23 protein-coding genes, 2 tRNA genes, 1 rRNA gene and 1 pseudogene are annotated in these 24,002 nt (G+C 55.9%); 18 read left to right on the forward strand and 9 right to left on the reverse strand.

From position 1 onward, the window contains the following. Positions 1-88: 88 nt before the first annotated feature. From rrf to dkgB, 3 genes are all read left to right on the forward strand, one after another. Positions 89-204: ribosomal RNA gene (gene rrf, locus ACXIZX_RS03410) — 5S ribosomal RNA — on the forward strand. A 102-nt stretch (positions 205-306) separates the two neighbouring features. Further along, positions 307-383, forward strand: a tRNA-Asp gene (locus ACXIZX_RS03415). 169 nt (positions 384-552) lie between these two features. Next, positions 553-1,356: a 2,5-didehydrogluconate reductase DkgB gene (dkgB, locus tag ACXIZX_RS03420; RefSeq protein WP_479403588.1), complete on the forward strand. Its 804-nt coding sequence runs from the start codon at positions 553-555 to the stop codon at positions 1,354-1,356. Between the two features lie 15 nt (positions 1,357-1,371). On the opposite strand, the gene yafC is transcribed toward dkgB, so the two are convergent. Continuing rightward, positions 1,372-2,280, reverse strand: coding sequence for a DNA-binding transcriptional regulator YafC (gene yafC, locus ACXIZX_RS03425; RefSeq protein WP_479403589.1), 909 nt, complete (start codon positions 2,278-2,280; stop codon positions 1,372-1,374). 99 nt (positions 2,281-2,379) lie between these two features. Between yafC and ACXIZX_RS03430 the strand changes: the two genes are divergently transcribed. Together ACXIZX_RS03430 and ACXIZX_RS03435 are read left to right on the forward strand one after the other, a co-directional pair. Next, positions 2,380-3,558: an MFS transporter gene (locus ACXIZX_RS03430; protein WP_479403590.1), complete on the forward strand. Its 1,179-nt coding sequence runs from the start codon at positions 2,380-2,382 to the stop codon at positions 3,556-3,558. A gap of 148 nt (positions 3,559-3,706) precedes the next feature. Further along, positions 3,707-4,510 (forward strand): endonuclease/exonuclease/phosphatase family protein, encoded by an 804-nt coding sequence (locus tag ACXIZX_RS03435; protein WP_008105211.1) that lies wholly within the window; start codon positions 3,707-3,709, stop codon positions 4,508-4,510. 139 nt (positions 4,511-4,649) lie between these two features. On the opposite strand, the gene mltD is transcribed toward ACXIZX_RS03435, so the two are convergent. Both mltD and gloB read right to left on the reverse strand, forming a co-directional pair. Continuing rightward, complete coding sequence (gene mltD / locus ACXIZX_RS03440; protein ID WP_479403591.1) at positions 4,650-6,023, reverse strand: murein transglycosylase D; 1,374 nt, start codon at positions 6,021-6,023, stop codon at positions 4,650-4,652. Between the two features lie 71 nt (positions 6,024-6,094). Beyond that, entirely contained in the window at positions 6,095-6,850 is a 756-nt protein-coding gene (gene gloB / locus ACXIZX_RS03445; protein WP_479403592.1) for a hydroxyacylglutathione hydrolase, read from the reverse strand. Positions 6,851-6,890: 40 nt separating this feature from the next. On the opposite strand from gloB, the gene ACXIZX_RS03450 reads away from it, so the two are divergent. Further along, the gene (locus ACXIZX_RS03450) at positions 6,891-7,625 is read left to right on the forward strand and encodes a class I SAM-dependent methyltransferase (RefSeq protein WP_061723590.1); all 735 of its coding nucleotides are present in this window, start codon (positions 6,891-6,893) and stop codon (positions 7,623-7,625) included. On the opposite strand, the pseudogene rnhA reads toward ACXIZX_RS03450, so the two are convergent. Next, a pseudogene (gene rnhA, locus ACXIZX_RS03455) lies at positions 7,610-8,177 on the reverse strand (ribonuclease HI). The gene ACXIZX_RS03450 and the pseudogene rnhA overlap by 16 nt on opposite strands. Here rnhA and dnaQ point away from each other — a divergent pair. Together dnaQ and ACXIZX_RS03465 are read left to right on the forward strand one after the other, a co-directional pair. Next, positions 8,131-8,862: a DNA polymerase III subunit epsilon gene (dnaQ, locus tag ACXIZX_RS03460; RefSeq protein WP_154183866.1), complete on the forward strand. Its 732-nt coding sequence runs from the start codon at positions 8,131-8,133 to the stop codon at positions 8,860-8,862. The pseudogene rnhA and the gene dnaQ overlap by 47 nt on opposite strands. A gap of 134 nt (positions 8,863-8,996) precedes the next feature. Then, positions 8,997-9,073: transfer RNA gene (locus ACXIZX_RS03465), tRNA-Asp, on the forward strand. 91 nt (positions 9,074-9,164) lie between these two features. Here ACXIZX_RS03465 and ACXIZX_RS03470 read toward each other — a convergent pair. After that, complete coding sequence (locus ACXIZX_RS03470) at positions 9,165-10,658, reverse strand: NCS1 family nucleobase:cation symporter-1 (protein ID WP_179451772.1); 1,494 nt, start codon at positions 10,656-10,658, stop codon at positions 9,165-9,167. A 145-nt stretch (positions 10,659-10,803) separates the two neighbouring features. On the opposite strand from ACXIZX_RS03470, the gene ACXIZX_RS03475 reads away from it, so the two are divergent. From ACXIZX_RS03475 to puuE, 3 genes are read left to right on the forward strand one after another with little or no spacing between them, the layout of a single operon-like run. Next, positions 10,804-11,526 (forward strand): GntR family transcriptional regulator, encoded by a 723-nt coding sequence (locus tag ACXIZX_RS03475; RefSeq protein WP_008105218.1) that lies wholly within the window; start codon positions 10,804-10,806, stop codon positions 11,524-11,526. Continuing rightward, the gene (gene hpxA, locus ACXIZX_RS03480) at positions 11,523-12,254 is read left to right on the forward strand and encodes an allantoin racemase (protein ID WP_479403593.1); all 732 of its coding nucleotides are present in this window, start codon (positions 11,523-11,525) and stop codon (positions 12,252-12,254) included. Before ACXIZX_RS03475 ends, hpxA begins: the two co-directional genes overlap by 4 nt. 29 nt (positions 12,255-12,283) lie before the next feature. Continuing rightward, positions 12,284-13,243, forward strand: coding sequence for an allantoinase PuuE (puuE, locus tag ACXIZX_RS03485; protein ID WP_179451770.1), 960 nt, complete (start codon positions 12,284-12,286; stop codon positions 13,241-13,243). A gap of 592 nt (positions 13,244-13,835) precedes the next feature. Here the strand turns inward: puuE and hpxZ are convergent. Genes hpxZ through ACXIZX_RS03505 form a run of 4 tightly spaced genes read right to left on the reverse strand, consistent with a single transcriptional unit; the run spans position 13,836 to position 17,400 of the window. Beyond that, on the reverse strand, positions 13,836-14,219 hold the full coding sequence (gene hpxZ / locus ACXIZX_RS03490) for an oxalurate catabolism protein HpxZ (RefSeq protein ID WP_479403594.1): 384 nt from the start codon (positions 14,217-14,219) through the stop codon (positions 13,836-13,838). Between the two features lie 2 nt (positions 14,220-14,221). Then, complete coding sequence (locus ACXIZX_RS03495) at positions 14,222-15,619, reverse strand: AtzE family amidohydrolase (RefSeq protein ID WP_479403595.1); 1,398 nt, start codon at positions 15,617-15,619, stop codon at positions 14,222-14,224. Then, positions 15,616-15,801, reverse strand: coding sequence for an oxalurate catabolism protein HpxX (hpxX, locus tag ACXIZX_RS03500; RefSeq protein ID WP_061723592.1), 186 nt, complete (start codon positions 15,799-15,801; stop codon positions 15,616-15,618). Before hpxX ends, ACXIZX_RS03495 begins: the two co-directional genes overlap by 4 nt. Before the next feature lie 12 nt (positions 15,802-15,813). Continuing rightward, a complete protein-coding gene (locus ACXIZX_RS03505) occupies positions 15,814-17,400 on the reverse strand; it encodes a gamma-glutamyltransferase family protein (RefSeq protein WP_479403596.1) in 1,587 nt (528 codons plus the stop codon). 226 nt (positions 17,401-17,626) lie between these two features. On the opposite strand from ACXIZX_RS03505, the gene hpxU reads away from it, so the two are divergent. The 7 genes from hpxU (at position 17,627) to hpxK (ending at position 24,000) form a co-directional block, all read left to right on the forward strand. Then, positions 17,627-18,466 (forward strand): MurR/RpiR family transcriptional regulator HpxU, encoded by an 840-nt coding sequence (gene hpxU / locus ACXIZX_RS03510; protein ID WP_479404841.1) that lies wholly within the window; start codon positions 17,627-17,629, stop codon positions 18,464-18,466. A 192-nt stretch (positions 18,467-18,658) separates the two neighbouring features. Further along, complete coding sequence (locus ACXIZX_RS03515; protein ID WP_008105226.1) at positions 18,659-19,444, forward strand: transporter substrate-binding domain-containing protein; 786 nt, start codon at positions 18,659-18,661, stop codon at positions 19,442-19,444. Positions 19,445-19,447: 3 nt separating this feature from the next. After that, positions 19,448-20,113: an amino acid ABC transporter permease gene (locus tag ACXIZX_RS03520; protein WP_061717544.1), complete on the forward strand. Its 666-nt coding sequence runs from the start codon at positions 19,448-19,450 to the stop codon at positions 20,111-20,113. Then, positions 20,113-20,769 (forward strand): amino acid ABC transporter permease, encoded by a 657-nt coding sequence (locus tag ACXIZX_RS03525; protein WP_061717543.1) that lies wholly within the window; start codon positions 20,113-20,115, stop codon positions 20,767-20,769. Before ACXIZX_RS03520 ends, ACXIZX_RS03525 begins: the two co-directional genes overlap by 1 nt. Next, the gene (locus ACXIZX_RS03530; RefSeq protein WP_479403597.1) at positions 20,750-21,481 is read left to right on the forward strand and encodes an amino acid ABC transporter ATP-binding protein; all 732 of its coding nucleotides are present in this window, start codon (positions 20,750-20,752) and stop codon (positions 21,479-21,481) included. Before ACXIZX_RS03525 ends, ACXIZX_RS03530 begins: the two co-directional genes overlap by 20 nt. Positions 21,482-21,502: 21 nt before the next feature. Next, positions 21,503-22,738, forward strand: coding sequence for a pyridoxal-phosphate-dependent aminotransferase family protein (locus tag ACXIZX_RS03535; protein WP_479403598.1), 1,236 nt, complete (start codon positions 21,503-21,505; stop codon positions 22,736-22,738). Then, positions 22,735-24,000, forward strand: a complete 1,266-nt coding sequence (gene hpxK, locus ACXIZX_RS03540) for an allantoate amidohydrolase (RefSeq protein ID WP_479403599.1) — start codon at positions 22,735-22,737, stop codon at positions 23,998-24,000. The genes ACXIZX_RS03535 and hpxK overlap by 4 nt, the downstream gene beginning before the upstream one ends. Positions 24,001-24,002: the final 2 nt, after the last annotated feature.

The raw sequence follows: 24,002 nt of genomic DNA on the forward strand, positions 1-24,002 counted from the left end.
TTGGTCTGAGAGACCGGATATTTTCAGCTTGTTTACGGATTAAAGAATCAGCGGAAGCGGATGTTATTCGTTTTTGCAGCAGAATTTGCCTGGCGGCTTTAGCGCGGTGGTCCCACCTGACCCCATGCCGAACTCAGAAGTGAAACGCCGTAGCGCCGATGGTAGTGTGGGGTCTCCCCATGCGAGAGTAGGGAACTGCCAGGCATCAATTTAAGACCCGCTATCGGGTTGTGACCTTCCCAGTGACGCGGGAAGGGCGAAACACCTGACATCAGAACGATTGTCTGATATCAGTACAGAATCGGTGGAGCGGTAGTTCAGTTGGTTAGAATACCTGCCTGTCACGCAGGGGGTCGCGGGTTCGAGCCCCGTCCGTTCCGCCACTTAATTGATAAGCCCTGACTGAAAAGTCAGGGCTTTTTCATGTTTGCAATTCCGCTATAATTGTTGATAAAAAATCAAAATTCTTCTGCTTATAAGCGGATTTTTCAGCAACAATAAACCTGCCAGAATAGTTCCCATCGAAACATAACGCTATCCGATGAGGAAATCATGACAATTCCCGCCTTTGGTTTAGGTACTTTCCGTCTGCAAGAAGATGTTGTAATCCATTCAGTTAAAACTGCTCTGGAACTTGGCTATCGCACAATTGATACCGCGCAAATCTATGAAAATGAGGCGGCTGTAGGTCAGGCGATTGCTGAGAGTGGCGTAGCATGTGACGACTTGTTCGTTACCACCAAAATCTGGATTGAGAATCTTGATGCTGAGAAGTTGATTCCCAGCTTGAAAGAGAGCTTGGCAAAACTGCGCACCGATTATGTCGATCTCACCTTGATCCACTGGCCTTCTCCAGAAGGGGCGATATCGGTGAAAGAGAGCATGTTGGCATTGATGGCAGCAAAAGAAGCAGGCCTGACGCGTCAGATTGGTATCTCAAACTTCCCAATCGCCTTGATGAAAGAGGCGATTGACGCGGTTGGTGCGGAAAATATTGCCACTAACCAGATTGAGCTGCATCCTTTCCTGCAGAATCGTCAGGTGGTTGATTTCGCTCAAAAGAATGGTATTCACATCACTTCTTACATGACATTAGCTTATGGCGAGGCGCTGAAGGATCAGGTAATCAACGCAATTGCACAGAAGCACAAAGCTACTCCAGCTCAGGTGGTTCTGGCATGGGCGATGAAGTTAGGTTACGCGGTGATCCCGTCATCCACCAAACGTGAAAACCTGGCGAGCAACAAGGCAGCAGTTGATCTGCAGCTAGATGATCAAGATATGGCAAATATTGCCGCGCTGGATCGTCAGCAGCGTTTAGTGAGTCCTGAAGGTCTGGCACCAGACTGGGATTGATCGCTACTTACCTCTTCAGCCCTGCACTCGCCAGGGCTGATCTTTAACCCATTCACTTAGAAAATCGATAAACGCCCGAACGCGCTGACTAACTCCCAAGTCGCTGTAATAGACCGCGTTAAAGGGCATCTCGACTGGAACGCGATGTTCAGCTAGCAGTTCAATAAAAGTGCCATCCGCTATCTCTTTATCCACCATAAAATCTGATAAACACGCGATACCTTGATCGCCTAGCACTAGCTGTTTGAGCGTTTCGCCGCTGTTAGATGACATACCCGGCGTGATGTCATAAAGCTCGCCACCTTCCTCTGCGACAGGCCAGCGATTTAAGCGTGGCGTTTCAACGAAGCCAAGGCATTCATGCTGTACTAAATCTGCTGCCGATGCTGGTACACCATATTTCGCCAGATAAGCCGGCGTCGCCACTAATTTGCGATAGCTAATAAAGAGCAGACGAGCGCGCAATGTGGAATCCGTCAAGTTGCCGGCGCGAATCGCCACATCGACTTTACGTTCGATGAGGTTAATAAAGCTCTCCGAAGAGATCAGCGATAGCGTGACGTCTGGATAGCGCTCACGAAAGGGTTTAATCATCGGCAGCAACAGATGCAGAATCACGGGCGTAGCTGCATCAATACGTAGCACTCCCTGAGGCGCCAGCTGACGCTCAATCAACTCGCTCTCGGCGGTCGACATTTCCTGCATCAACTTTTGTACGCGGCGAAAATAGTGCTCGCCTTCATGAGTGAGCGCTAGCTGACGCGTAGTACGCGTCAAGAGCGAGACACCCAGCTTGTTCTCCAGCTTTTTAACCGTGCGGCTTACTGCTGAATTGGCCATCTGCAACTGTTCTGCTGCACGACTAAAGCTGCCGCTCTCCACCACAGCGATAAACACCTTAAGCTCATCTGACGATGCCTTCATTATCCCTCCAAAAGCAAAAGTCTATTCTCACTTTGCATCTTTTTGTCATTAAAGCATGAGGCAATACTAACGCCCATCAAAACTTCATGGGAGTTAATCATGCCACTTGCACTTTGGGCGCTGACAATCAGTGCCTATGCGATCGGAACGACAGAATTTGTTATTGTCGGGCTGATCCCAACCATCGCTGAACAACTCAGTATTACGCTGCCTTCCGCAGGAATGCTGGTCTCTATTTATGCTTTGGGCGTTGCCGTTGGCGCGCCGGTGTTGACTGCTTTGACCGGTAAGTTAGCGCGTAAGCAATTATTAATGGGATTGATGGTGCTCTTTACCGTTGGCAATCTGGTTGCCTGGTTGGCACCAAACTATGAAACGCTGGTCATTGCCCGACTGCTTACCGGCCTGGCTCACGGTGTGTTCTTCTCTGTCGGCTCGACGATAGCGACCAGCCTCGTGAGCAAAGAGAAGGCGGCGAGTGCCATTGCCATCATGTTTGGCGGTTTGACCGTAGCGTTGGTAACTGGCGTGCCGTTGGGTACGCTCATCGGGCAACACTTTGGCTGGCGTGAAAGTTTCCTGGCTGTGTCATTGCTGGGCATCATCGCTCTGGTGGCAAGCCAACTGCTTATCCCGCGTAACATTGCTCAACCACCGGTAACAACGCTGGCCCAGCAGGCTCGCGTGATGATCAATCCACGTCTGCTGCTGATTTATGCGATTACCGCACTGGGTTATGGTGGCGTATTTACTGCCTTCACATTTCTTGCGCCAATGATGCAGTCGCTGGCTGGCTTTTCACCTACCGCAGTGAGTGTGATTTTGCTGGGTTATGGGGTGTCGGTCGCTATCGGCAATATCTGGGGCGGTAAGTTGGCCGATCGCCGTGGCGCGGTTCCTGCTTTAACACTGATCTTTATGGCGCTGGCCATTTTACTGATGGTGTTCCAGTTCACCGCCAGCATGCACTTTATGTCAGTGGCAACAGTATTAGTTATGGGCATCTTCGCCTTTGCTAACGTGCCGGGTTTGCAGGTTTATGTGGTGCAGAAAGCTGAACATTATGCGCCAGGCGCGGTAGATGTTGCATCAGGCCTCAATATTGCGGCCTTCAATATCGGTATCGCTCTGGGTTCCACGGTAGGTGGTTATATTGTCGAGCATTATGGGCTGGCACAGACACCGTGGGTTGGTGCGGTGATTGTGCTTGGCGCGCTGCTGCTGGTGCGATTGAGTGGTCAACTCGACAAACCTCAAACGGCGATAGCGATGGAATAGCACGCGCAAAAGCCTGCCAACTGGCAGGCTTTTGCATTGGTATGCTGTGAGGCGAATTCCGACAATCAAGAACACCAATTGAAACCCCGCGCTAAAATCCCTATAACAGTCAGGTGAAGTACGAGTCGTAAACCAGTCAGGCGGGAAAGTGCGGAAAAAAACTTATTCAATGCGTTATGTAGCAGGTCAGCCAGCAGAGCGGATCTTTCCGCCGGGGGCAATGCTGCATCTTGGGCAGGCATTACCGCCTGGCGCACCTTTGCCAGCCGATCCCACACTGCGAGTCTTAGTCTGGAATATCTTCAAGCAACAACGCGCAGACTGGATGTCGGTGCTGCAAGGTTTTGGCAAAGATGCCCACCTTGTTCTACTGCAGGAGGCGCAAGCTACACCCGAACTGGTCAAATTCGCCACCAGTAACTATCTCGCGGCCGATCAGGTGCCAGCCTTTGTTCTACCGCAACATCCTTCTGGCGTCATGACGCTGGCATCTGCGCATCCTGTTTATTGCTGCCCACTTCGCGAGCGTGAACCGTTGCTGCGTTTAGCCAAATCTGCGCTGGTCACGGCATATCCGTTGCCGACTGGCGAAATGCTGATGGTAGTAAATATCCATGCAGTCAATTTCAGTCTCGGTGTCGATGTCTACAGCAAACAACTCGGGCCGATTGGCGAACAGATTCAGCATCATCGCGGCCCGGTGATCATGGCGGGGGATTTTAACGCCTGGAGTCGTCAGCGTATGAATGCGCTGTATCGCTTTGCGCGGGAGATGTCACTGCGTGAAGTGAACTTCACCGATGACCATCGTCGCAAAGCTTTCGGTCGCCCACTGGATTTCGTTTTCTACCGCGATATGAAGGTCAGTGAGGCTTCAGTGCTGGTGACGCGCGCATCAGATCACAATCCGCTATTGGTTGAGTTCAACTCTCTCTACGGTATCGAGCGTTAAGCCAATACGCTCTAGCTCCCATCTAGCAACAATCGAAGTCATACTGCGAAGGGTAAGTTAGTGCCTGAACAGGCGATATGCAGAATTTAGCGGAAGCAGAAAATGAAAAAGGCTGACAAAAGTCAGCCTTTTCGGGGCATTAGGTATCAGGTGTTGCGCTATTATTCACAAACAGCGTGAGCTTGTCGCCCGGCTGAATGTCTTTAGCATCACTGTTCCAGCGCATAACATCTTTGGTATTCACACCGTGACGTTTTGCAATACTGGCAAAAGAATCACCCTTACGTACACGGTAGGTGATGCTGTTGCCGTTATCAGCCAATTGCGTGCTCGCTTTGCCGCTCACGGTCAGAGTCTGACCGGTACGAACAGAAGCGCTGCGCAGATTGTTCTGCTGTTTCAGTGCACTGACGCTTACGCCAAGCTTGCTGGCAATACCAGACAAGGTGTCGCCTTTGCGTACCGTGTAGCTGTTTCCTGCCGCGCTGACTTTCGCCATCTCGGTAGGCTGCACGGAAGCGATATCACCTGAAGCCAGTGAATCGCGCAACTTAGCAACGTTGGACTTCGGCACCATAATGTAGTGCGGTCCATTTGGCGCTGTGGCTCCGTTTTTATAACCGGCATTAAATGTCTTCAGCTTGCTGAGAGACATACCGGCCATATCGGCGGCCTGCGTCAGTTCAATCTGCTGTCCCACCTCTACGCGAGCTAATGCACGGCTCTCGTTCGGGGTCGGCAGTTTGATACCGTAACGCTTGTTGTTCTTGAGAATCTCACTCAAGGCCAACATTTTAGGTACGTAAACCGTAGTCTCGCGTGGCAGCGATAAATTCCAGAAGTCAGTCGGCTTACCGCGCGCCTTATTCTGTTTCATCGCCTTCAGCACACGTCCTTCACCGCTGTTGTAGGCGGCGATGGTCAGTAACCAGTCACCGTCAAACATACCGTTCAGACGCTGCATCATATCCAGCGCTACTTTGGTCGAGGCCACCACATCGCGGCGTCCGTCGTACCATTGGTTCTGTTTCAAACCATAGTTTTTGCCCGTTTGTGCAACAATCTGCCAAATGCCGGCGGCATTCGCAGAAGATGTTGCGTGTGGGTCAAAAGCGCTCTCCACTATGGGTAGCAGTACCAGTTCCATCGGCATTTTACGTTTCTGTATCTGCTCGACTATCCAGTACATGTACGGCTCTGCCCGTAATGTTACATCGTGGAGATAGCTCTTATTTTTTAAAAATTTTGTTTTTTGTTCGCGGATCCGGCTGTTTTCCGGAATCCCCATCTTCAACTCGTCACTAATGTGATTCCAGAGATCAGTATCTTCTGCGAGGCTTGTTCCATCATCCTGCCATCGCGGCGACAACAATCGATCTCCGTACTTTCCATTTTCACCTTGACCAGCTGAAGACAGACTCTGGGCATGCTGTACGGGGATATTGGCGTCATTCCTTGATGCCTGACATCCCATCAGCAAGACCGAGGCGAGTAAGATCGCTTTAGCCTTCATGTGTGTGTCAATAGTTCGCTTAAAAGACGAGCAACTATACGTGACGGTCCACCACAACACAACCTCAAATATCAAAAGCGGTCTTTCTTCTCGCGTAGATCGGCGAAAGTTTGCCATAATGCTGACGATGACACATTAGTGCCTAAAGCCTGTTGTAAATCAGCGTCTTGCGTGCGTAAAAATAAATTTATTTCCCGCTCTAAGGCCAGTTTTGTCGGTAAAGTAATGCGGTTTTCTGCGCGTAAGTCCTTAATTTGCTGATACCTTGCCAAAATTTTAGGGTCATGGGGCAGAATAGCCGCAGCAAACTTCATATTGGATAAAGTGTACTCATGCGCACAGCAAACAAGAGTATCTGCAGGGAGTTGATTAAGCTTTTGAAATGATTCGAACATTTGTTTTGCGGTGCCTTCAAATAAACGTCCGCAGCCACCGGAAAACATCGTGTCTCCACAGAAAAGATAAGGAGAGCTGAAATATGAGATATGTCCTAAAGTGTGACCAGGTGTTGCGATGACACGGAAATTAAGCCCAAGAACTGTAAATTCATCGCCTTCGGCCACAATATGCTTTGCCCCTTTATCTGCAGTTTCCTGTGGACCGAAAACCGCCAAATCGGGATAGTGCTGCAACAGCTCATCCACGCCGCCGACGTGATCGTGATGATGATGCGTCAGAAAAATCGCCACGGGTTGCCAATGATTAGCCCTGATTTTATCCAGCACCGGCTGTGCTTCGCCGGGATCGACAATCAGACAGTTATTGTCATCGTCCGTCAGTGTCCAGATGTAGTTATCCTGCAATGCGGGAATGCTGGTAAGATTCATAAACACCTCTCAGGTCGTAGAAAAAGGAAAATGGTAGAGCATGAAGCCGGCTAAAACACGCCAAATCCTGACTGCACCGCGCTCCTGGCGCGATATGCCAATGGGAGACTATTTTCGCGACGCGCTCACTCAGCAACTGCAGCCTTATCTCGGGAAGCTGTATGGCTTTCATATGCTTAAAATTGGCAGCCTCAGCGCAGAAATCAACACCAGCCAGTGTGCCATATCGCATCAGGTGAATGTGGGCATTGAGGGCGATGAGTTACAGGTTATCGCCAATAACACACAATTACCCTTTGAATCTAAATCAGTTGATGCCTGTTTGCTGGCGCACACGCTGGCGTGGAGTCAGGATCCGCATCGTGTGTTGCGCGAGGTGGATCGGGTATTGATCGATGATGGCTGGATGATCATCAGCGGCTTCAATCCTTTCAGTCTATTAGGGATCAGCAAAGGCATTCCGGGATTACACTCGCGCGCGCCGTGGAGTGGACGCATGTTCAGCCAGGTTCGTCTGCTCGACTGGCTGGGCCTGCTGAATTATGAAGTAGTGTACCGTACCCGTTTTCAGGTGGTGCCGTGGCATCGGCAGGGCGGCAGGGTGATCAGCGCGCATTTACCGGCGCTCGGTTGTTTGAACATTGTGGTGGCACGTAAACGCACGTTCCCGTTAACGCCCACCAAAATGAAGAAGAATCTGAGCCAAAGCCAGCTACGTCAAACGGTTAACGTTACGCGCCAGTTTCGTGAAGTGAAGGATCAGGATTCAACCTGATAGCCGATATCATCCTGGGTAGGATTTCCCGCGGCGCTGCGCGCCAGTTCGTCGCAGCGTTCGTTCTCCGGATGCCCCGCGTGACCTTTTACCCATTCCCACTTAATTTCATGGTTGCTGAGCGCCACATCGAGGCGTTTCCACAGATCGACATTTTTTACCGGTTTTTTATCGGCGGTTTTCCAGCCGCGCTTCTTCCAGTTGTGGATCCAGCTAGTGATGCCTTGACGAACATATTGGCTGTCGGTGCTAAGCACCACCTCACACGGCTGTTTTAACGCTTCAAGCGCCACGATAGCCGCCATCATCTCCATGCGATTGTTGGTGGTGAGGCGATAACCCGTACTGAACTCTTTTTCATGCGCACCATACCGCAAAATGGCGCCGTAGCCGCCGGGACCGGGATTGCCCAGGCAAGATCCATCGGTGAATATTTCTACCTGTTTGCGCATCTCTGGTAGACTTCCTTCTGACAAAACGCCAAGTCTGACATAAAACGAGTCCTATGAGCACTGCAAATAACCGCCAGATCGTCCTCGATACCGAAACCACCGGCATGAACATGATCGGTGTGCATTATGAAGGACATCGCATCATTGAAATTGGTGCGGTTGAGGTGATCAACCGTCGCCTGACCGGCAACAACTTCCACATGTATCTGAAGCCCGATCGGCTGGTGGATCCGGAAGCGTTCGGCGTTCACGGTATCGCCGACGAATTCCTCGCCGATAAGCCGATGTTTGCGGATATCGCCGACGAATTCCTTGAGTACATCCGTGGCGCGGAGCTGGTGATCCATAACGCATCGTTCGATATCGGCTTTATGGATTACGAATTCGGCATGCTGAAGCGGGATATCGGCAAAACCGAAACCTTCTGCCAGATCACCGATAGCCTGGCGATGGCGCGTAAGATGTATCCCGGCAAGCGCAACAGCCTCGATGCGTTGTGCAACCGTTATGAGATAGACAACAGCAAGCGTACGCTGCACGGCGCACTGCTCGATGCCGAGATTCTGGCCGAAGTGTTCCTGATGATGACCGGCGGTCAGACTTCGCTGGCCTTTTCACTCGATGGTGAGCAGAACAATCAGGGCGGCGGTGAGAACATTCAGCGGATAGTGCGCCCGAGTTCAGGTCTGCGCGTGGTCAGCGCCAGCGATGAAGAGATTATTGCGCACGAAGGTCGTCTGGATTTAGTGCAAAAGAAGGGCGGTAGCTGCCTGTGGCGTGTGTAAAACGGCTGATTTTGCGTGGAAAATCGACGTTAAGCTGAAAAAAACGCCAAACGAAACATTCCCACATAAAAAGCGTTGACGGGTACGAGAGCTGCTATTAATATGCGCCTCGTTCTCGACGGGGAACAAAGCGCGGAGCGGTAGTTCAGTTGGTTAGAATACCTGCCTGTCACGCAGGGGGTCGCGGGTTCGAGCCCCGTCCGTTCCGCCAATCTATTTAAAGAAGCCGATGCAGATATGCATCGGCTTTTTGCTTTTTACAAACCGGCGTAGGGTCGCCATTCATGGCGACCATTACCAACTTAATCCTTCTGCACCGCCACCGTCGCGCGATACGCCGCCACAGACTCTTCGCGGTCCGCGCGCGCCAGCCAGCGATAGCAGCCCGCACCCAGCGCCACGCCGATAAACCAGCTAAAGTTCGCCACCGCATGCAGTGAAGGAATGAAGCTGATCACCAGACAAATGCCCACCGACGGCAGCAGCGCAGCAATTGCTTTCGGGTTGAAGCCGCCGCGATACCAGTAACGTCCTTTTGGCGTGTCATCAAACAGATCATCAACATAGACTTTGCTGCGTTTAATCAGATAGAAATCAGCCACCAGGATGCCGAACAACGGCCCAATGAACGAGCCCAATACATCCAGCGTGTAGTGAATCAGTTCTGGCGACTGAAACAGGTTCCACGGCGTCAGTAACACCGAGCCGACTGCAGCAATCATGCCACCCGTACGGAAGCTGATTTTCTGCGGCGAGCAGTTAGAGAAGTCGAATGCCGGCGAGACAAAGTTCGCCACGATGTTAATACCGATGGTGGCGATAATCATGGTCAACAGGCCAATCGCCACCGCCACGTCGTTACCCACCATGCTGACGGTCTCAATCGGATCGGTGATCATTCTGCCGAACAGCGATTGGGTACCGGAAACAATCACTACGGTGACAATCGAGAACAGCAAGAAGTTGAACGGTAAGCCCCAGCGGTTGCCGCGACGAATTTCGCCCATGCTTTTGCCGTAACGTGAGAAGTCACCAAAATTCAGCAGCGGACCGGAGAAGTAAGAGACCACCAGCGCAGTGGCGGTGATCATCTGCCAGGTTTGCTCGCCGGTGCTCAACTGCTTGCTGGCCAGCGTGAAGGAGATACCGTCAAAACCGGTTTTGTATACAATCCAGCCCGCCAGCGCCACCATCACCACGTACACCGCCGGACCGGCGACATCGATAAAGCGTTTGATCGCGCTCATGCCGTGCCAAAACACCATCGCCTGCAGCAACCACATCACGCCGAAACAGCACCAGCCCAACTGTGATAAGCCGAGCCAGCTGCTTTGCGTCATGCTGCTCAGGGCTGGGAAGAACTTCAGCAGCACCAGCATCAGCGCATTAGCCGCCAGATAAGTCTGGATGCCGTACCACGCGAAAGCGATCAGCCCGCGGATAATCGCCGGGATATTCGCGCCGAACACACCAAATGCCTGACGCGAAATCACCGCGTAGGGCACGCCCGCCATCTGGCTCGGTTTGGCCACCAGATTGGCGCAGAGCTGCACAATGCAGATGCCCACTAACAAGCACAGCAGCACCTGCCAGCTCGCCAGCCCAAGGGTAAAGAAGCTGGCGGCCACCACATAGCCGCCCATGCTGTGCACGTCCGACATCCAGAAAGAAAAGATGTTGTACCACGACCAGTTCTGGTCGCGCGTCGGCGCCAGATCTTCGTTACACAGGCGTGGACTGTATTGCGCGTTGGCTTCAGAGGCCACCGCAGAGGTCACTTCAGAATGATTTGGCATGAAACCTGCTCCTCTCTACATCATGGAATAATAATCACATCGTGAAACGGTATTGCAGGATCCAGGCCAGAATTGATTTCTTGTATACAAAAAATTAATTTCACGTATACGATGTGCAGCACACAGTCACTTACCGGAGCAGGTAATGAAGAGTGAAACAGGCCAGAAAACGGCTGCCGATCTGAACGATCGCGATGAACCTATCTATCAGGCGCTGCTGACCGCCATCGTTGAGCATCAGTTGCCGCCGGGCAGTAAATTGCCGGAAGAAGCGTTATCAGACGTCTTCGGCGTGAGCCGCACCGGCATCCGCAAGGTGCTGCAGCGCCTCGCCGCGGTGCAAATGATCACCTTGTCGCCCCGACGTGGTGCACAGGTGGCGACGCCGGGCGTTGATGAAGCCCGCGACATCTTTGCCACCCGCAGTTTATTAGAGTGCGCCAATTTGCCAGCGGTGCTGAGCCACGTACAGGCACCGCACTTAGCGGCGCTTGGCGTGCTAATTGAAGAAGAGCAGCAAGCACACGACCAGCACGATGGTGCTGCCGCGATTCGTCTCTCCGCCGCTTTTCATATTCAGCTGCAGGCGATCTCCGGTAACGAAGTGCTCACCGATATGGTGACGCGCCTGACGCAGCGTTCGTCGTTGGTGATCGCCGCTTACGGTGCACCGTGGCAGCGCGGCTGCCGTTGCGATCATCACGATCGGCTGGTGGATCTGCTGCGGCAAAAAGATCTGCCGGCGTTGACTGCCGCACTACAGCATCACTTCGAACACATTGTTGCCAGCCTGCACTTTGAGCGCAGCGGCGAAACCTTGCCTGATTTCACCCGGTTATTTGCCGGTAACAAAGGAGCGGCATCATGAGCCTGATTCAGGTCATCAATCCGAACACCAGCTTAGCGATGACGGAAACCATTGGCGCCGCCGCGCGCACCGTTGCCGCGCCGGGCACCGAGATTCTGGCGGTGTGTCCAACGCACGGCGTGGAATCGATTGAAGGTCATTTTGATGAAGCCATCGCAGCAATTGGCGTGCTGGAGCAGGTGAAGCGCGGCAAAGCGCAAGGCGTGAGCGGCCATATCATTGCTTGCTTCGGCGATCCGGGATTGCTGGCGGCGCGTGAACTGGCGAGCGGGCCGGTGATTGGCATCGCGGAAGCGGCCATGCACACCGCCACGCTGGTGGCGACGCGCTTTTCGATTGTCACCACCTTGCCGCGTACGTTGGTGATAGCGCGCCATCTGCTGCAGCAATATGGCTTCACTCACCATTGCGCTGCGCTGCACGCCATCGATCTGCCGGTGCTGGCGCTGGAAGACGGCAGCGGCGTGGCGCAGGAGAAAGTACGTCAGCGCTGCATTCAGGCCAAACGCGAAGATGGCAGCGGCGCGATTGTGTTGGGCTGTGGCGGCATGGCCACGCTGGCGCAGGATCTCACTAAAGAGCTGGGCATTCCGGTGATCGACGGCGTCAGCGCCGCAGTAAAAATGGTGGAGTCGTTGGTGGCGTTAGGCTTTGGCACCAGCAAGCACGGCGATCTCGATTATCCCCTCGAAAAACCGCTCAGCGGAGTCTTTCAGCACCTAAACTAACCACTGGTTGAGCGACAGGAACTTACAGAATGAATGATGTATCTGGAAAGAAAGAGTACAGCTTCAACAAAAACTATCCACGCGATCTGATCGGCTATGCCGGCAACCCGCCGCATGCGCAGTGGCCGGGCAAAGCGCGCGTCGCGGTGCAGTTTGTTCTTAATTACGAAGAGGGTGCCGAGAACAACGTGTTGCATGGCGACGCCGGTTCCGAGCAGTTTCTTTCCGATATTATCGGTGCGGCCAGTTACGCCGATCGTCATATGTCGATGGATTCGCTGTATGAATACGGCTCGCGCGCCGGGTTCTGGCGCATCCACAATGAGTTTCAAAAACGCGGTTTGCCGCTGACGGTATTTGGCGTGGCGATGGCGCTGGCACGTCATCCGGACATCGTCGAAGCGATTAAAGCGGCGGATTACGACGTGGTGAGCCACGGCTGGCGCTGGATCCACTATCAGGCGATGGACGCCAAAACCGAGCGCCAGCACATGCAACAGGCGGTGGACGTGTTAACCGATCTGTTCGGTAAAGCGCCAACCGGCTGGTACACCGGCCGCGATAGCCCAAACACCCGACGTTTAGTGGTCGAGCAGGGCGGTTTCAGCTATGACAGCGACTATTACGGCGACGATTTACCGTTCTGGACGCAAGTCACTTGTCAGGACGGCACGGTCAAACCGCACCTCATCATCCCTTACACGCTGGAGTGCAACGACATGCGCTTCGCCTCGCCGCAGGGCTTCAACACCGCGGAGCAGTTCTTTACCTATCTGCGCGACACCTTTGATGTGCTGTACGAAGAGGGCGAAACCGCACCGAAGATGATGTCGATTGGCATGCACTGTCGTTTGCTGGGACGTCCGGGGAAATTCCGTGGCTTGCAGCGCTTCCTCGATCACATTCAGCAGCATGAAGATGTGTGGGTGTGTACGCGGCAGCAGATCGCCGATCACTGGATCGAAACGCATCCGGCACCAACATCCTGAGTTTGTAGGGTCGCCATTTATGGCGTAATGCTTGTCAGTTAAGAAAGCATGTTGCTTTGAATAGGTAGCTGGCTCTGCCACATCTGCTGCGTCACGGGCCGTCCTCGCGCCGCTTACGCGGTACCTTCGGCTTCCACGTTGTGCCAACGGACCGTTCGCGGATCGGCCGTCCTGGCCGGCCCCGAACTGCCTCACGCATCCATGCGTGAGGCTCCTGGCCCAACGTAAAAGCCTCAGCGCTGCGAATAGCCCTTATGCCGCAGCAGACGCGTCAGCGCCTCTGGCAAAAGTGCCCTTTTCAACAACACGCACTGAAGCTTGGGAGCAGGCCGGGGACGCTTTTGGGCAGGCAATCCGCAGCGCTGAACGAAGCGAGGAAGCCAGGAGAGCCCGCAGGACGCGGGCGAAAGGCGGAGCCGGGACAAGGATGTCCCGTCTCCGCCGGTCCGTCAGGCAGACGAGCGAAGTGAAGGTACCGCATAAGCGGCGCGAGGACCGCCGGAGCAAAAGTGGCATCGGCCTGCGCAATCGGCGTTGGCTTATCTGACGAGCATTACGCCATATATGGCGACCGATTTATCCCGCTAACAGCTCAAATCATCAAACTCACCTGCGCCGCGACAATCCGCCAGCCGCACGGCAATCGCACCCACGTCTGCTGCTGGCGTCCAATCTTCTCCACGCCTTCACGCGTAAACTCGGTGCTGCACACCGCATAGTCATCGCCAAAAGTGGTAATCACCGTATTACGTAACTCGCGCTCCAACCCTTTCGGCGGACGTGCCGCGCGAAAAGCGCGAATCTCATCAATGCCATACAGATTCTCGCCCGCGCCCAAACGCACGGTGCGTTTGTCGTGCCAGAACAGCTCATCCAGCACCTCAACGTCATTGCTGATCAACGCCTGCTCGTAGCGGTAAAAGGCGGCGGTGACTTCGGCGAGCACTGCCGGGCGATCGATATGTTCAGGTGTCATCTTCAGGCATCCATTAAGGTGGTTTGTGGCAGCGTCAGCCCTTGCTGTTGCAGCGCCCAGGCGGCGCGCAGTGCCAGATGTTCTTTAAACGGTGCGGCGATCAGCTGTAAACCAATCGGCAAGCCGCTGGCGGTTTGCAGCGGCACGGTACAGACCGGTAAGCCAAGGAACGAAATCGGCTGGGTCAGCATGCCCATGCTGGCGCGCGTCGGCAAATGCTGGCCGTTGATGTGAATGGTTTCCTGGCCGATGGTGGTGGCGGTACACGGTGTGGCGGGTGCAATCAGCACATCGAACTGCTCAAACAGCGGCAGCACCTGCTGCTGGAAGTGACGGCGGAAACGCTGCGCCTGCACGTACCACGCCGAGGGCAGCATCGCTCCGGCCAGCAAGCGTTCACGTGAGTTGGGCTCGAACTGCTCGGGCTGCGTGCGCAGCATAGGCAAGTAATGATTACCGCCTTCTGCGGCGGTCATGATAAAGGCCGCCGAACGGGCGATCTCTGCATTCGGTAAAGTCACTTCGTCGATTGCCTGCAGTGCTTTAGCCGCAACGGCCACGGCGGCGCGCGCTTCATCGCTGCACCAGGTTGAGAAGAACCCGCCGAGTACCGCGCTGCGCACGCCTTCTGCGCCCTTGTTAAGCCCGGCGCTGGCTGGCGCAACGGGCTGCGCGGCCTGGAAGGCATCGCTGGCGTCGGCACCTTGCAAGGTGTCGTACACCAGGCTCAAATCTTCAACCGAACGGGCAAATGGGCCGATGTGATCGAGGCTGGCGACAAACGGATGGCTGCCGCTGCGCGACAGGCGGCCAAAGGTCGGTTTCAGGCCGAAGATGCCGCACAACGAAGCGGGCACGCGGATCGAGCCGTTGGTGTCGGTGCCGAGCGAGAAGTGCACCAAACCCGCCGCCACCGCCGCTGCCGAACCGCCGGACGATCCGCCCGCCACGCGGGTTAAATCGCGCGGGTTGTGCGTCGCGCCGTAATGGGTGTTTTCGGTGGTAAAACCGTACGCATAGGCATCCATATTCAGCATGCCGGAGAGCAGCGCGCCAGACTGACGCAGTTTGCTCACCGCCCACGCATCCTCGCGGGCCGCCGCGCGTTCGCTGAACATGCTGGCTCCAGCTAAGGTGCTGTGTCCGGCGACATCAAACAGGTTTTTCACCGCGTAAGGAATGGCGGCTAACGGCGGCAAGGTTTCGCCGCGCTGGCGCTGCTGATCGATCTGATCGGCTTCGCGCAGCATGCGCTGACCGGTGACTTCGGTCCAGGCGTTGATCGCCGGATTATGTTGTTCAATCGCCGCGAGCGTATGTTGCGCGATATCGCGGGCGCTGATCTCGCCCTGGCTCAGCGCCTGCTGCAGGGCGTTAATCGATAATGACGACAGTTTCATGGATGAAAGACTCCCGCCACTTCCAGTCGATCGTCGAGCGGCAGCGCCATCAGCGGCTCGGCCATTGCGGCGATGCGGTTGAACTGCGTCAGCAGCTCGGCGCGACGCGCATCATCCAGCTCCAGCGCCAGAATCTGCTCCATTTGGGCGATATAGGTGGCCCAGTCCGGTTGTGAACTCATCAATTATCTCCGTTAGAAACCGGCGGCGCTGCCGTTGCTGCGCGGATCGAACGCGCCTTCCAGCATGCCGTTGTTGTGTCTGACGATCGCACCTGCATGGCCGACCACTTCACTGAAATCGGGTAGCAGTTCAACCTCATGGCCGAGTGCGCGCAGCTGCTGCACCGTTTCCGGTGCGATGCGCGCTTCAAGCTTGAGCGAATCGGATGATTGTCCCCATGTGCGACCCAGCAGCCAGCGCGGCGCGCTCACCGCCTGTTGCAGCGGATGCCCCTGAATCACGTGACGGGTGAAAATCGCCGCCTGGGTTTGCGGTTGGCCGTCGCCGCCCATCGAACCGTACACCATGGTGCGGCCATCTTTGAGACGCGCGGCGGCGGGATTAAGGGTATGGAACGGCTGTTTGCCCGGCTGCAGCGCCAGCAAATGATCGGGCTGCAGGCTGAAAGCGGCCCCCCGGTTTTGCCAGGTGATGCCGGTGCCAGGCAGTACCACGCCGCTGCCGAATTCGTGATAGACGCTCTGGATAAACGAAACGGCCAGCCCGCTGCTGTCCATCACGCCCATCCACACGGTGTCGCCCGGTCCGCGCCCGGTGCCCCACGCAGCGGCTTGATGCTCGTCCACCTGCGCCGCCAGCGTGCTGAGATGTTCAGCATCCAGCAGGCTCTGTACATCAATGTCGATGTGGCGCGGATCGGTGATGTGCTTGTCGCGCAGCGCAAAGGCTTTTTTGGTGGCTTCGACGATGCGGTGCACGGTTTGTGCTTCATTGGCGTCAGCCATATTAAGTCGATCGGTAATGCCGAGGATCGCCAGCGACACCAAACCCTGCGTCGGCGGCGTCATGTTCCAGATATCGCCTTCACTGTGCGCCAGATGCAGCGGCGTGCAGCGGCGGGCTTTATGCGTCTGCAAATCTTCCAGCGTGATTGGCATCCCCAGCGCGCTCATTTCGCGCGCCAGATGGTGCGCCAGTTCACCGCGATAAAAACTTTCGAGTCCGTGATCGCACAGCATGCTGAGCGTGTTCGCCAGCGCCGGTTGGGTGAAGCGGCTGCCTGCAACCGGAACGCTGCCGTCCGGTAAAAAGGTGGCGGCAAAACCGGGTTGATGCTGTAACTCATGCTGTTTGGCGGCGGTAGCGGCGGCCTGCGAGGCGGTGACCGGAATCCCGTCGGCGGCATAGCGAATCGCATCGCGCAGCAAGCGGGTTAATGGCAGTGGCGTAGCGCCGAGTTCCTGCGCCAGCGTCAATGCTTCCTGCCAACCGCTCACGGTGCCGGCAACGGTTAGGGCGGCTTTGGGTCCGCGATGCGGAATATGCGTTTCGCCGTGATAGAAATCGAGATGCGCCAGTGAACCGGCCGCGCCGCTGGCGTCAATGGCGATGGGATCGCCGTTTGGCGGTACCACCAGCCAGAAGCCGTCGCCACCCAAACCGTTCATGTGCGGGTAAACCACGGCGATAGTGGCAGCGGCGGCCACCATCGCTTCCAGCGCGTTGCCGCCTTCGCGTAGTACCGCTAAAGCGCTTTCGCTGGCGAGATGATGGGGCGTAACGGCCATGCCTAACGGCGCCATGTTGCTCTGTATCATAGTGATTGTTTCTCTTGTTCTCTTTTAAGCACTCTGTTTAATCACCGCACATTCCGTAGCGGCGCGATTTATCGCGCAATAAATTGCGCCGCTACGGAATGTGCGAATTCGTGAACATCTGCAAATACTGCATAAATCTAAGCAAGAGCTGTTCCAGTTTTGGTCGGACATCAATCTGGATCGATTTATGCTAGCTTGTGGTGAAACGAAAGTTACAGGACCGATGATGAAACAACTTGATGAACGCCTTCGTAGTCACTATCCGCAACTGTCGCCGCAGGAGCAGCGCATTGCCGACTTCGTGTTTGACCATTTTGATGACCTGATCAGCTACAACAGCGCCGAGCTGGCGCGGCTGAGCGGCGTGTCGAAGGCGACGGTTAGCCGTTTGTTCAAGCGTCTCGGTTACGAGAAATACAAGGACATGCGCGATGAGCTGCGCATCCTGCGCCAGAGCGGCATGCCGCTCACCGACAATCGTGATGCGGTGCAGGGCAACACCTTGCTGTCGCGCCATTATAAGCAGGAGATGGCGAATCTGACGCAGTGGGTTAACAGCATCGATCCGCAGCAGTTTGGCGAGGTGATTAGTGCGCTGGGCGCGGCAAAACGGGTGTTTATCATCGGCATGCGTAACGCCTATCCGGTGGCGCTGCACCTGCGTCAGCAGCTGATGCAGGCGCGTACGCAGGTGCATGTGCTGCCGCAGCCGGGCCAGACGCTGGGCGAAGAGCTGGTGGATATCACGCCCGACGATATCGTGGTGGTGATGGCGTTTCGTCGCCGTCCACGCATCATTCGTCCGCTGATGCAGCAGCTGCAGCAGAGCAACATCCCGGTGCTGGCGCTGTGTGAGCCGCAGGCGCAGGGGATTATCACGCTGGCGCGCTGGCAGCTTTGTGCGCCACTCGACAGCGTTTCCGCCTTTGATAGCTACGCCTCCGCCATGAGTCTGGTTAACCTGCTGGCGAATGCGTTGCTGCATGAAATGTTGTCGCAGGGCCGTCAGCGCATCCATCAAATTGCCGATCTTTATCAACATCTCGACGAGCTGGAACACCGATAACGGGCGCCATCATGGTGCAGTGCACTATTTTTGATCGTTAATCCCAACGGGCGCAATGCCCGTTTTTGCTGCCAGTAACGCGGTAAATTCACGTTTTTTCTCCTTTCTTCTCCCAGCACTGCGGTTGGCACATTAGTTGCAGAATGATTCGTCAAGAATCTTTTGTTTCACGTAAACTCACCGGGGTGCATAATGAAAAAAGTATTATTAGCGGTAGCGGGCGCGGCATTGCTGATGGCGCAGGTCGGGAGTGCGATGGCCGATCAGCTGCAGGATATCCAGAAGCGCGGCGTGATCCGGGTGGCGGTTCCGCAGGATTTCCCGCCGTTCGGTTCCGTGGGTACTGACCTGCAACCGCAGGGCTACGATATCGACATGGCGAAGTATCTCGCCAAACAGATGAAACTGAAGTTGCAGCTGGTGCCGGTTTCCAGCGCCAACCGCGTGCCGTATCTGCAGACCGATAAAGTCGATCTGGTGATCTCCAGCATGGGCAAAAACGCCGAGCGCGAAAAAGTGATCGATTTCACCCAAGCGTATGCGCCGTTCTTCCTCGGCGTATTTGGTCCGAAAGGTGAAACCCTGAAAGATGCGGCAGCGCTGAGCGGAAAATCCATCGGCGTCACGCGCGGTGCAGTGGAAGATATGGTGTTGAGCGATATCGCGCCTAAAGACGCCCAGGTGAAGCGTTACGAAGATAACAACACCACGTTGTCGGCCTACCTTTCCGGACAAGTGCAGTACGTTGCCACCGGTAACCTGGTTGTCGCCGCCATTGCGCGTCAGAACGCAGCAAAAGCACCGGTTGCCCAGTTCATGCTGAAAGATTCACCGTGCTACATCGGCCTGAAAAAAGATGAGCCGGCGCTGAAAGAGAAAGTGAATGCGCTGATTGAGCAGGGCATCAAAGACGGCACGCTGAACAAGCTGTCGGAAGAGTGGCTGAAAGCGCCGTTGCCAGCCAACCTCGGCGCATAAAGCATGGCGCAACTTAACTTTGCCGATCTCTGGCCGCACTGGCCAGAGTTGCTGGCCGGATTATGGGTCACGATTCAGATCACCGTACTCGCCACCGTGGGCGGCGTCAGCCTCGGGATTCTCGGCGCAGCATTGCGCAGCGGTAAACCGAGCTGGGCGAGCCGCATCTGGGGCCTGTATGTCGAGCTGATCCGCAATACGCCGTTTGTGGTGCAGCTGTTTTTTATCGTGTTTGGTTTGCCCAATTTGGGTCTGAAACTGACGGCGGGCGAAGCGGCGCTGTTGGCGATGTTGATTAACCTGGGCGCTTACAGCACCGAAATTATTCGCGCCGGGATTCAGGTGACGCCGCGCGGCCAGTGGGAAGCGGGGCGCGTGCTGGGATTGACCCGCACGCAAACCTTTATCCGCGTAGTGCTGCCGCCGTCGCTGCAGCGCATTTATCCTGCGCTGGTCAGCCAATGCATCATTGTGATGCTCGGTTCATCGGTGGTGTCGCAGGTGTCGTACGAAGAGTTGACCTTCGCCGCCAACCTGATTCAGTCGCGCACCTTTTTGAGTTTTGAAGTCTATTTCGTGACCACGCTGATCTATCTGGCGTTGTCGATTGCCATGCGCCAACTGCTGCTGGCGCTGGGACGTAAATGGTTGGGAGCGCAGCCGGCATGATGACGCAATTTACCGACTGGGACATCCTGCGCAACCTGCTGCTGGCAGCGCGCTGGACAATTTTACTCTCGCTGGTGGCATTTTTTGGCGGCACGCTGGTGACTTTACCGCTGCTGTTTATGCGCCTGCTGAAACGCAAATGGCCGATGCGCCTGGTGCGCGCTTACACCGAGCTGTTTCAGGGCACGCCGCTGCTGATGCAGCTGTTCCTCGCTTTCTTCGGCGTCGGCTTGTTCGGCATCGATGTAGCGCCATGGACCGCCGCCTCGCTGGCCTTAACGCTCTACACCAGCGCGTTTTTGCTGGATATCTGGTACGGCAGCATTCGCGCCCTGCCAAAAGGGCAGTGGGAAGCGTCGCGCTGTCTCGGCCTGACCTTTGGTCAAACGCTGTTTCGCGTGGTGGCGCCGCAGGCGATTCGCATCGCTATCGCGCCTACGGTTGGGTTTGCCGTGCAGGTGATCAAAGGCACCGCGCTGGCTTCGATTATCGGTTTCGTCGAGCTGACCAAAGCCGGCACCATTTTGAATAACGTGACGTATGAGCCGTTCAAGGTGTTTGGCCTGGTGGCGCTCGGTTACTTCCTGATGTGTTATCCGCTGTCGCGTTACAGCCAGTACCTGGAGAAAAAATTCAATGCCGCTCATCACCATTAATCAGGTACAGAAGTACTACGGCGACAACCACGTCTTGAAAGGTGTGGATCTCGATGTCGATCACGGCGAAGTGATCTCGATTATCGGCCGCAGCGGATCGGGCAAAAGTACCTTGCTGCGCTGCATGAACGGGCTTGAAGGCTATCAGGAAGGCAGCATCAAACTCGGCGGCATGACGATTACCGACCGCGAATCGCAGGCGCGTGAAATCAGCCGCTCGGTCGGCATGGTGTTCCAGAACTTCAACCTGTTCCCGCACATGACGGCGCTGGAAAACGTGATGCTGGCGCCGCGCCGCGTGTTGAAGAAAAACCAAGCCGAATGCCGTGAACTGGCAACGCAGATGCTGGAGAAAGTCGGCCTTGGTGAGCGTATCAATTACTACCCGGCCAATCTGTCAGGCGGTCAGCAGCAGCGCGTGGCGATTGCCCGTGCGCTGGCGATGCAGCCCAAAGTTTTACTCTGTGACGAGATCACCTCCGCGCTCGATCCCGAGCTGGTCGGCGAAGTGCTGAAAGTGCTGGAGCAGCTGGCCGCCGAAGGCATGACGCTGATTCTCGTCACCCATGAAATGAACTTCGCCCGCGACGTGGGCGATCGCGTGGTCTTTATGCATCAGGGGCGCGTCTGGGAACAGGGCGACAGTAGAACGCTGTTCGCCAATCCGCAAACGGCGGAGCTGAAGCAATTTATCTCCACGGTCCGCCTCTAAGTTTTCTTTAAGGAATACAACATGGATATCAGCCAATTTTCGCAAATCAATCCGCCCCAGCGTCTACTGATGGGACCGGGCCCGATCAACGCCGATCCGCGCGTGCTGCGCGCCATGTCGAGCCAGCTGATTGGCCAGTACGATCCGGCGATGACGCACTACATGAACGAAGTGATGGCGCTGTACCGTGGCGTATTCCGCACTGAAAACCGCTGGACGATGCTGATCGACGGCACTTCACGCGCCGGTATCGAAGCGATTCTGCTGTCGGCGATCCGTCCGGGCGACAAAGTGCTGGTGCCGGTATTTGGCCGTTTCGGTCATTTGCTGTGTGAAATCGCCCGCCGCTGCCGCGCGGAAGTGCACACCATTGAAGTGCCGTGGGGCGAAGTGTTTACGCCGGATCAGATCGAAGACGCGATCATAAAAGTGCAGCCGCGCCTGCTGCTGACCGTGCAGGGCGATACGTCCACCACCATGCTGCAGCCGCTGGAAGAGCTGGGCGCGATCTGCCAGAAATATGGCGTGCTGTTCTATACCGATGCCACCGCGTCGCTCGGCGGCAATGCGCTGAAAACCGATGCGTGGGGCCTGGATGCGGTATCGGCTGGCATGCAGAAGTGCCTCGGCGGACCGTCCGGCACCTCGCCGATCACCCTGAGCCCGCAGATGGAAGCGGTGATCCGCAAGCGCAAATGCGTGGAAGAGGGCATCCGCACCGCCGATCATCAGGATGGCGATGACGAGATGATCTACTCCAACTATTTCGATCTCGGCATGATCATGGATTACTGGGGCCCGGAACGCCTTAATCACCACACTGAAGCCACTACCGCGCTGTTTGGCGCGCGTGAATGTGCGCGTCTGATGATGCAGGAAGGATTAGATAACGGCATCGCGCGCCACAAGCTGCACGGCGATGCGCTGCTGAAAGGCATTCAGGGCATGGGCCTCGAAACCTTTGGCGATTTAAAACACAAGATGAATAACGTGCTCGGCGTGGTGATCCCGCAGGGTGTGAATGGCGATCAGGTGCGTAAGCTGGTGCTGGAAGATTTCGGTATCGAGATCGGCACTTCGTTTGGTCCACTGCACGGCAAAGTGTGGCGCATCGGAACCATGGGTTACAACGCGCGTAAAGATTGCGTGATGATGACCTTAAGCGCGCTGGAAGCGGTGCTGAATCATGTGGGTTTCCGCACCACGCAAGGCGCAGCGATGCAGGCGGCGTGGGATCTTTACGGGAGCCGCGCATGAATAAAAGCCTGATGACCGCCAGCGAGGCGCAGATCGCCGCCGCTCGCGTCATGGCGCGCTGTGATGCGCTGGCTGAGATCAGTGAAAGCGAAGATGGCCTGACGCGCGTTTATCTGTCGCCGGAACAGCTGCGCGCCAACGCGTGCGTCGGCGATTGGATGCAGGCTGCGGGCATGACGACCTGGCAGGATGCGGTGGGCAACATTTGCGGTCGCTACGAAGCGGCGCAGCCGGGCGCGCAGGCGCTGCTGCTCGGTTCGCATCTGGATACGGTGCGCAACGCCGGTCGCTATGACGGCATGCTCGGCGTGTTAAGCGCTATCGAAACCGTGCAGTGGCTGCACGATCGGCAGCAGCGTTTACCGCTGGCGATTGAGATTGTCGGCTTCGGCGACGAAGAGGGCACGCGCTTCGGCATTACGCTGCTCGGCAGCCGTGGCATGACCGGCAGCTGGCCGGAAAGCTGGGTGACGCATCCGGATGGCAATGGCATCACGGTGGCGGAAGCGATGCAGGATGTCGGCTTCGATGCGGCGAAAATTCTCGATGCGGCGCGTGATGTCAATGAGATCGCCGCCTATCTGGAACTGCATATCGAGCAAGGTCCGTGCCTTGAGCAGGAAGATTTGGCGTTGGGCGTGGTGACGGCAATCAACGGCGCGCGTCGTCTGAATTGCAGTTTTATCGGTGAAGCCGGCCATGCGGGCACCGTGCCGATGACGCATCGCAAAGATGCGCTGGCCGCTGCCGCCGAATGGATGGTGTTTATTGAACACACCACGCAGGAGCATGATCCGCAGCTGGTGGCGACCGTCGGCACGCTGAGCTGCTTGCCGGGCGCGGTCAACGTGATTCCCGGTGAAGTACAGCTGTCGCTCGACGTGCGCGGTCCGCAGGATGAGCCGCTGGAGCGTTTGCTCTCCACGCTGCTCACTCAGGCGCAGGCGATTGCGCTGCGTCGCGGCTTAACCTTCAGCTCCAACACGTATTACCAGATTGCCGCCACCGCCTGTGATGCGTGCTTGCAGCAGGCGCTGAGCCACGCGGTTGAAACCGTGCAAGGGCGCAGCCTGTCGCTGCCAAGCGGCGCGGGACACGATGCGATTGCTATCGCCGAGCGCTGGCCGGTTGGCATGCTGTTTGTGCGCAACCATCGCGGCATCAGCCATCATCCGGCGGAATCGGTACAAACCGCTGATGTGGCGCTGGGCGTGCAGGCCTATCTGCAAGCGGTTTGCGATATTGCACGCGCGAAGGAATAACG

The organism is Candidatus Pantoea symbiotica (assembly GCF_056491525.1).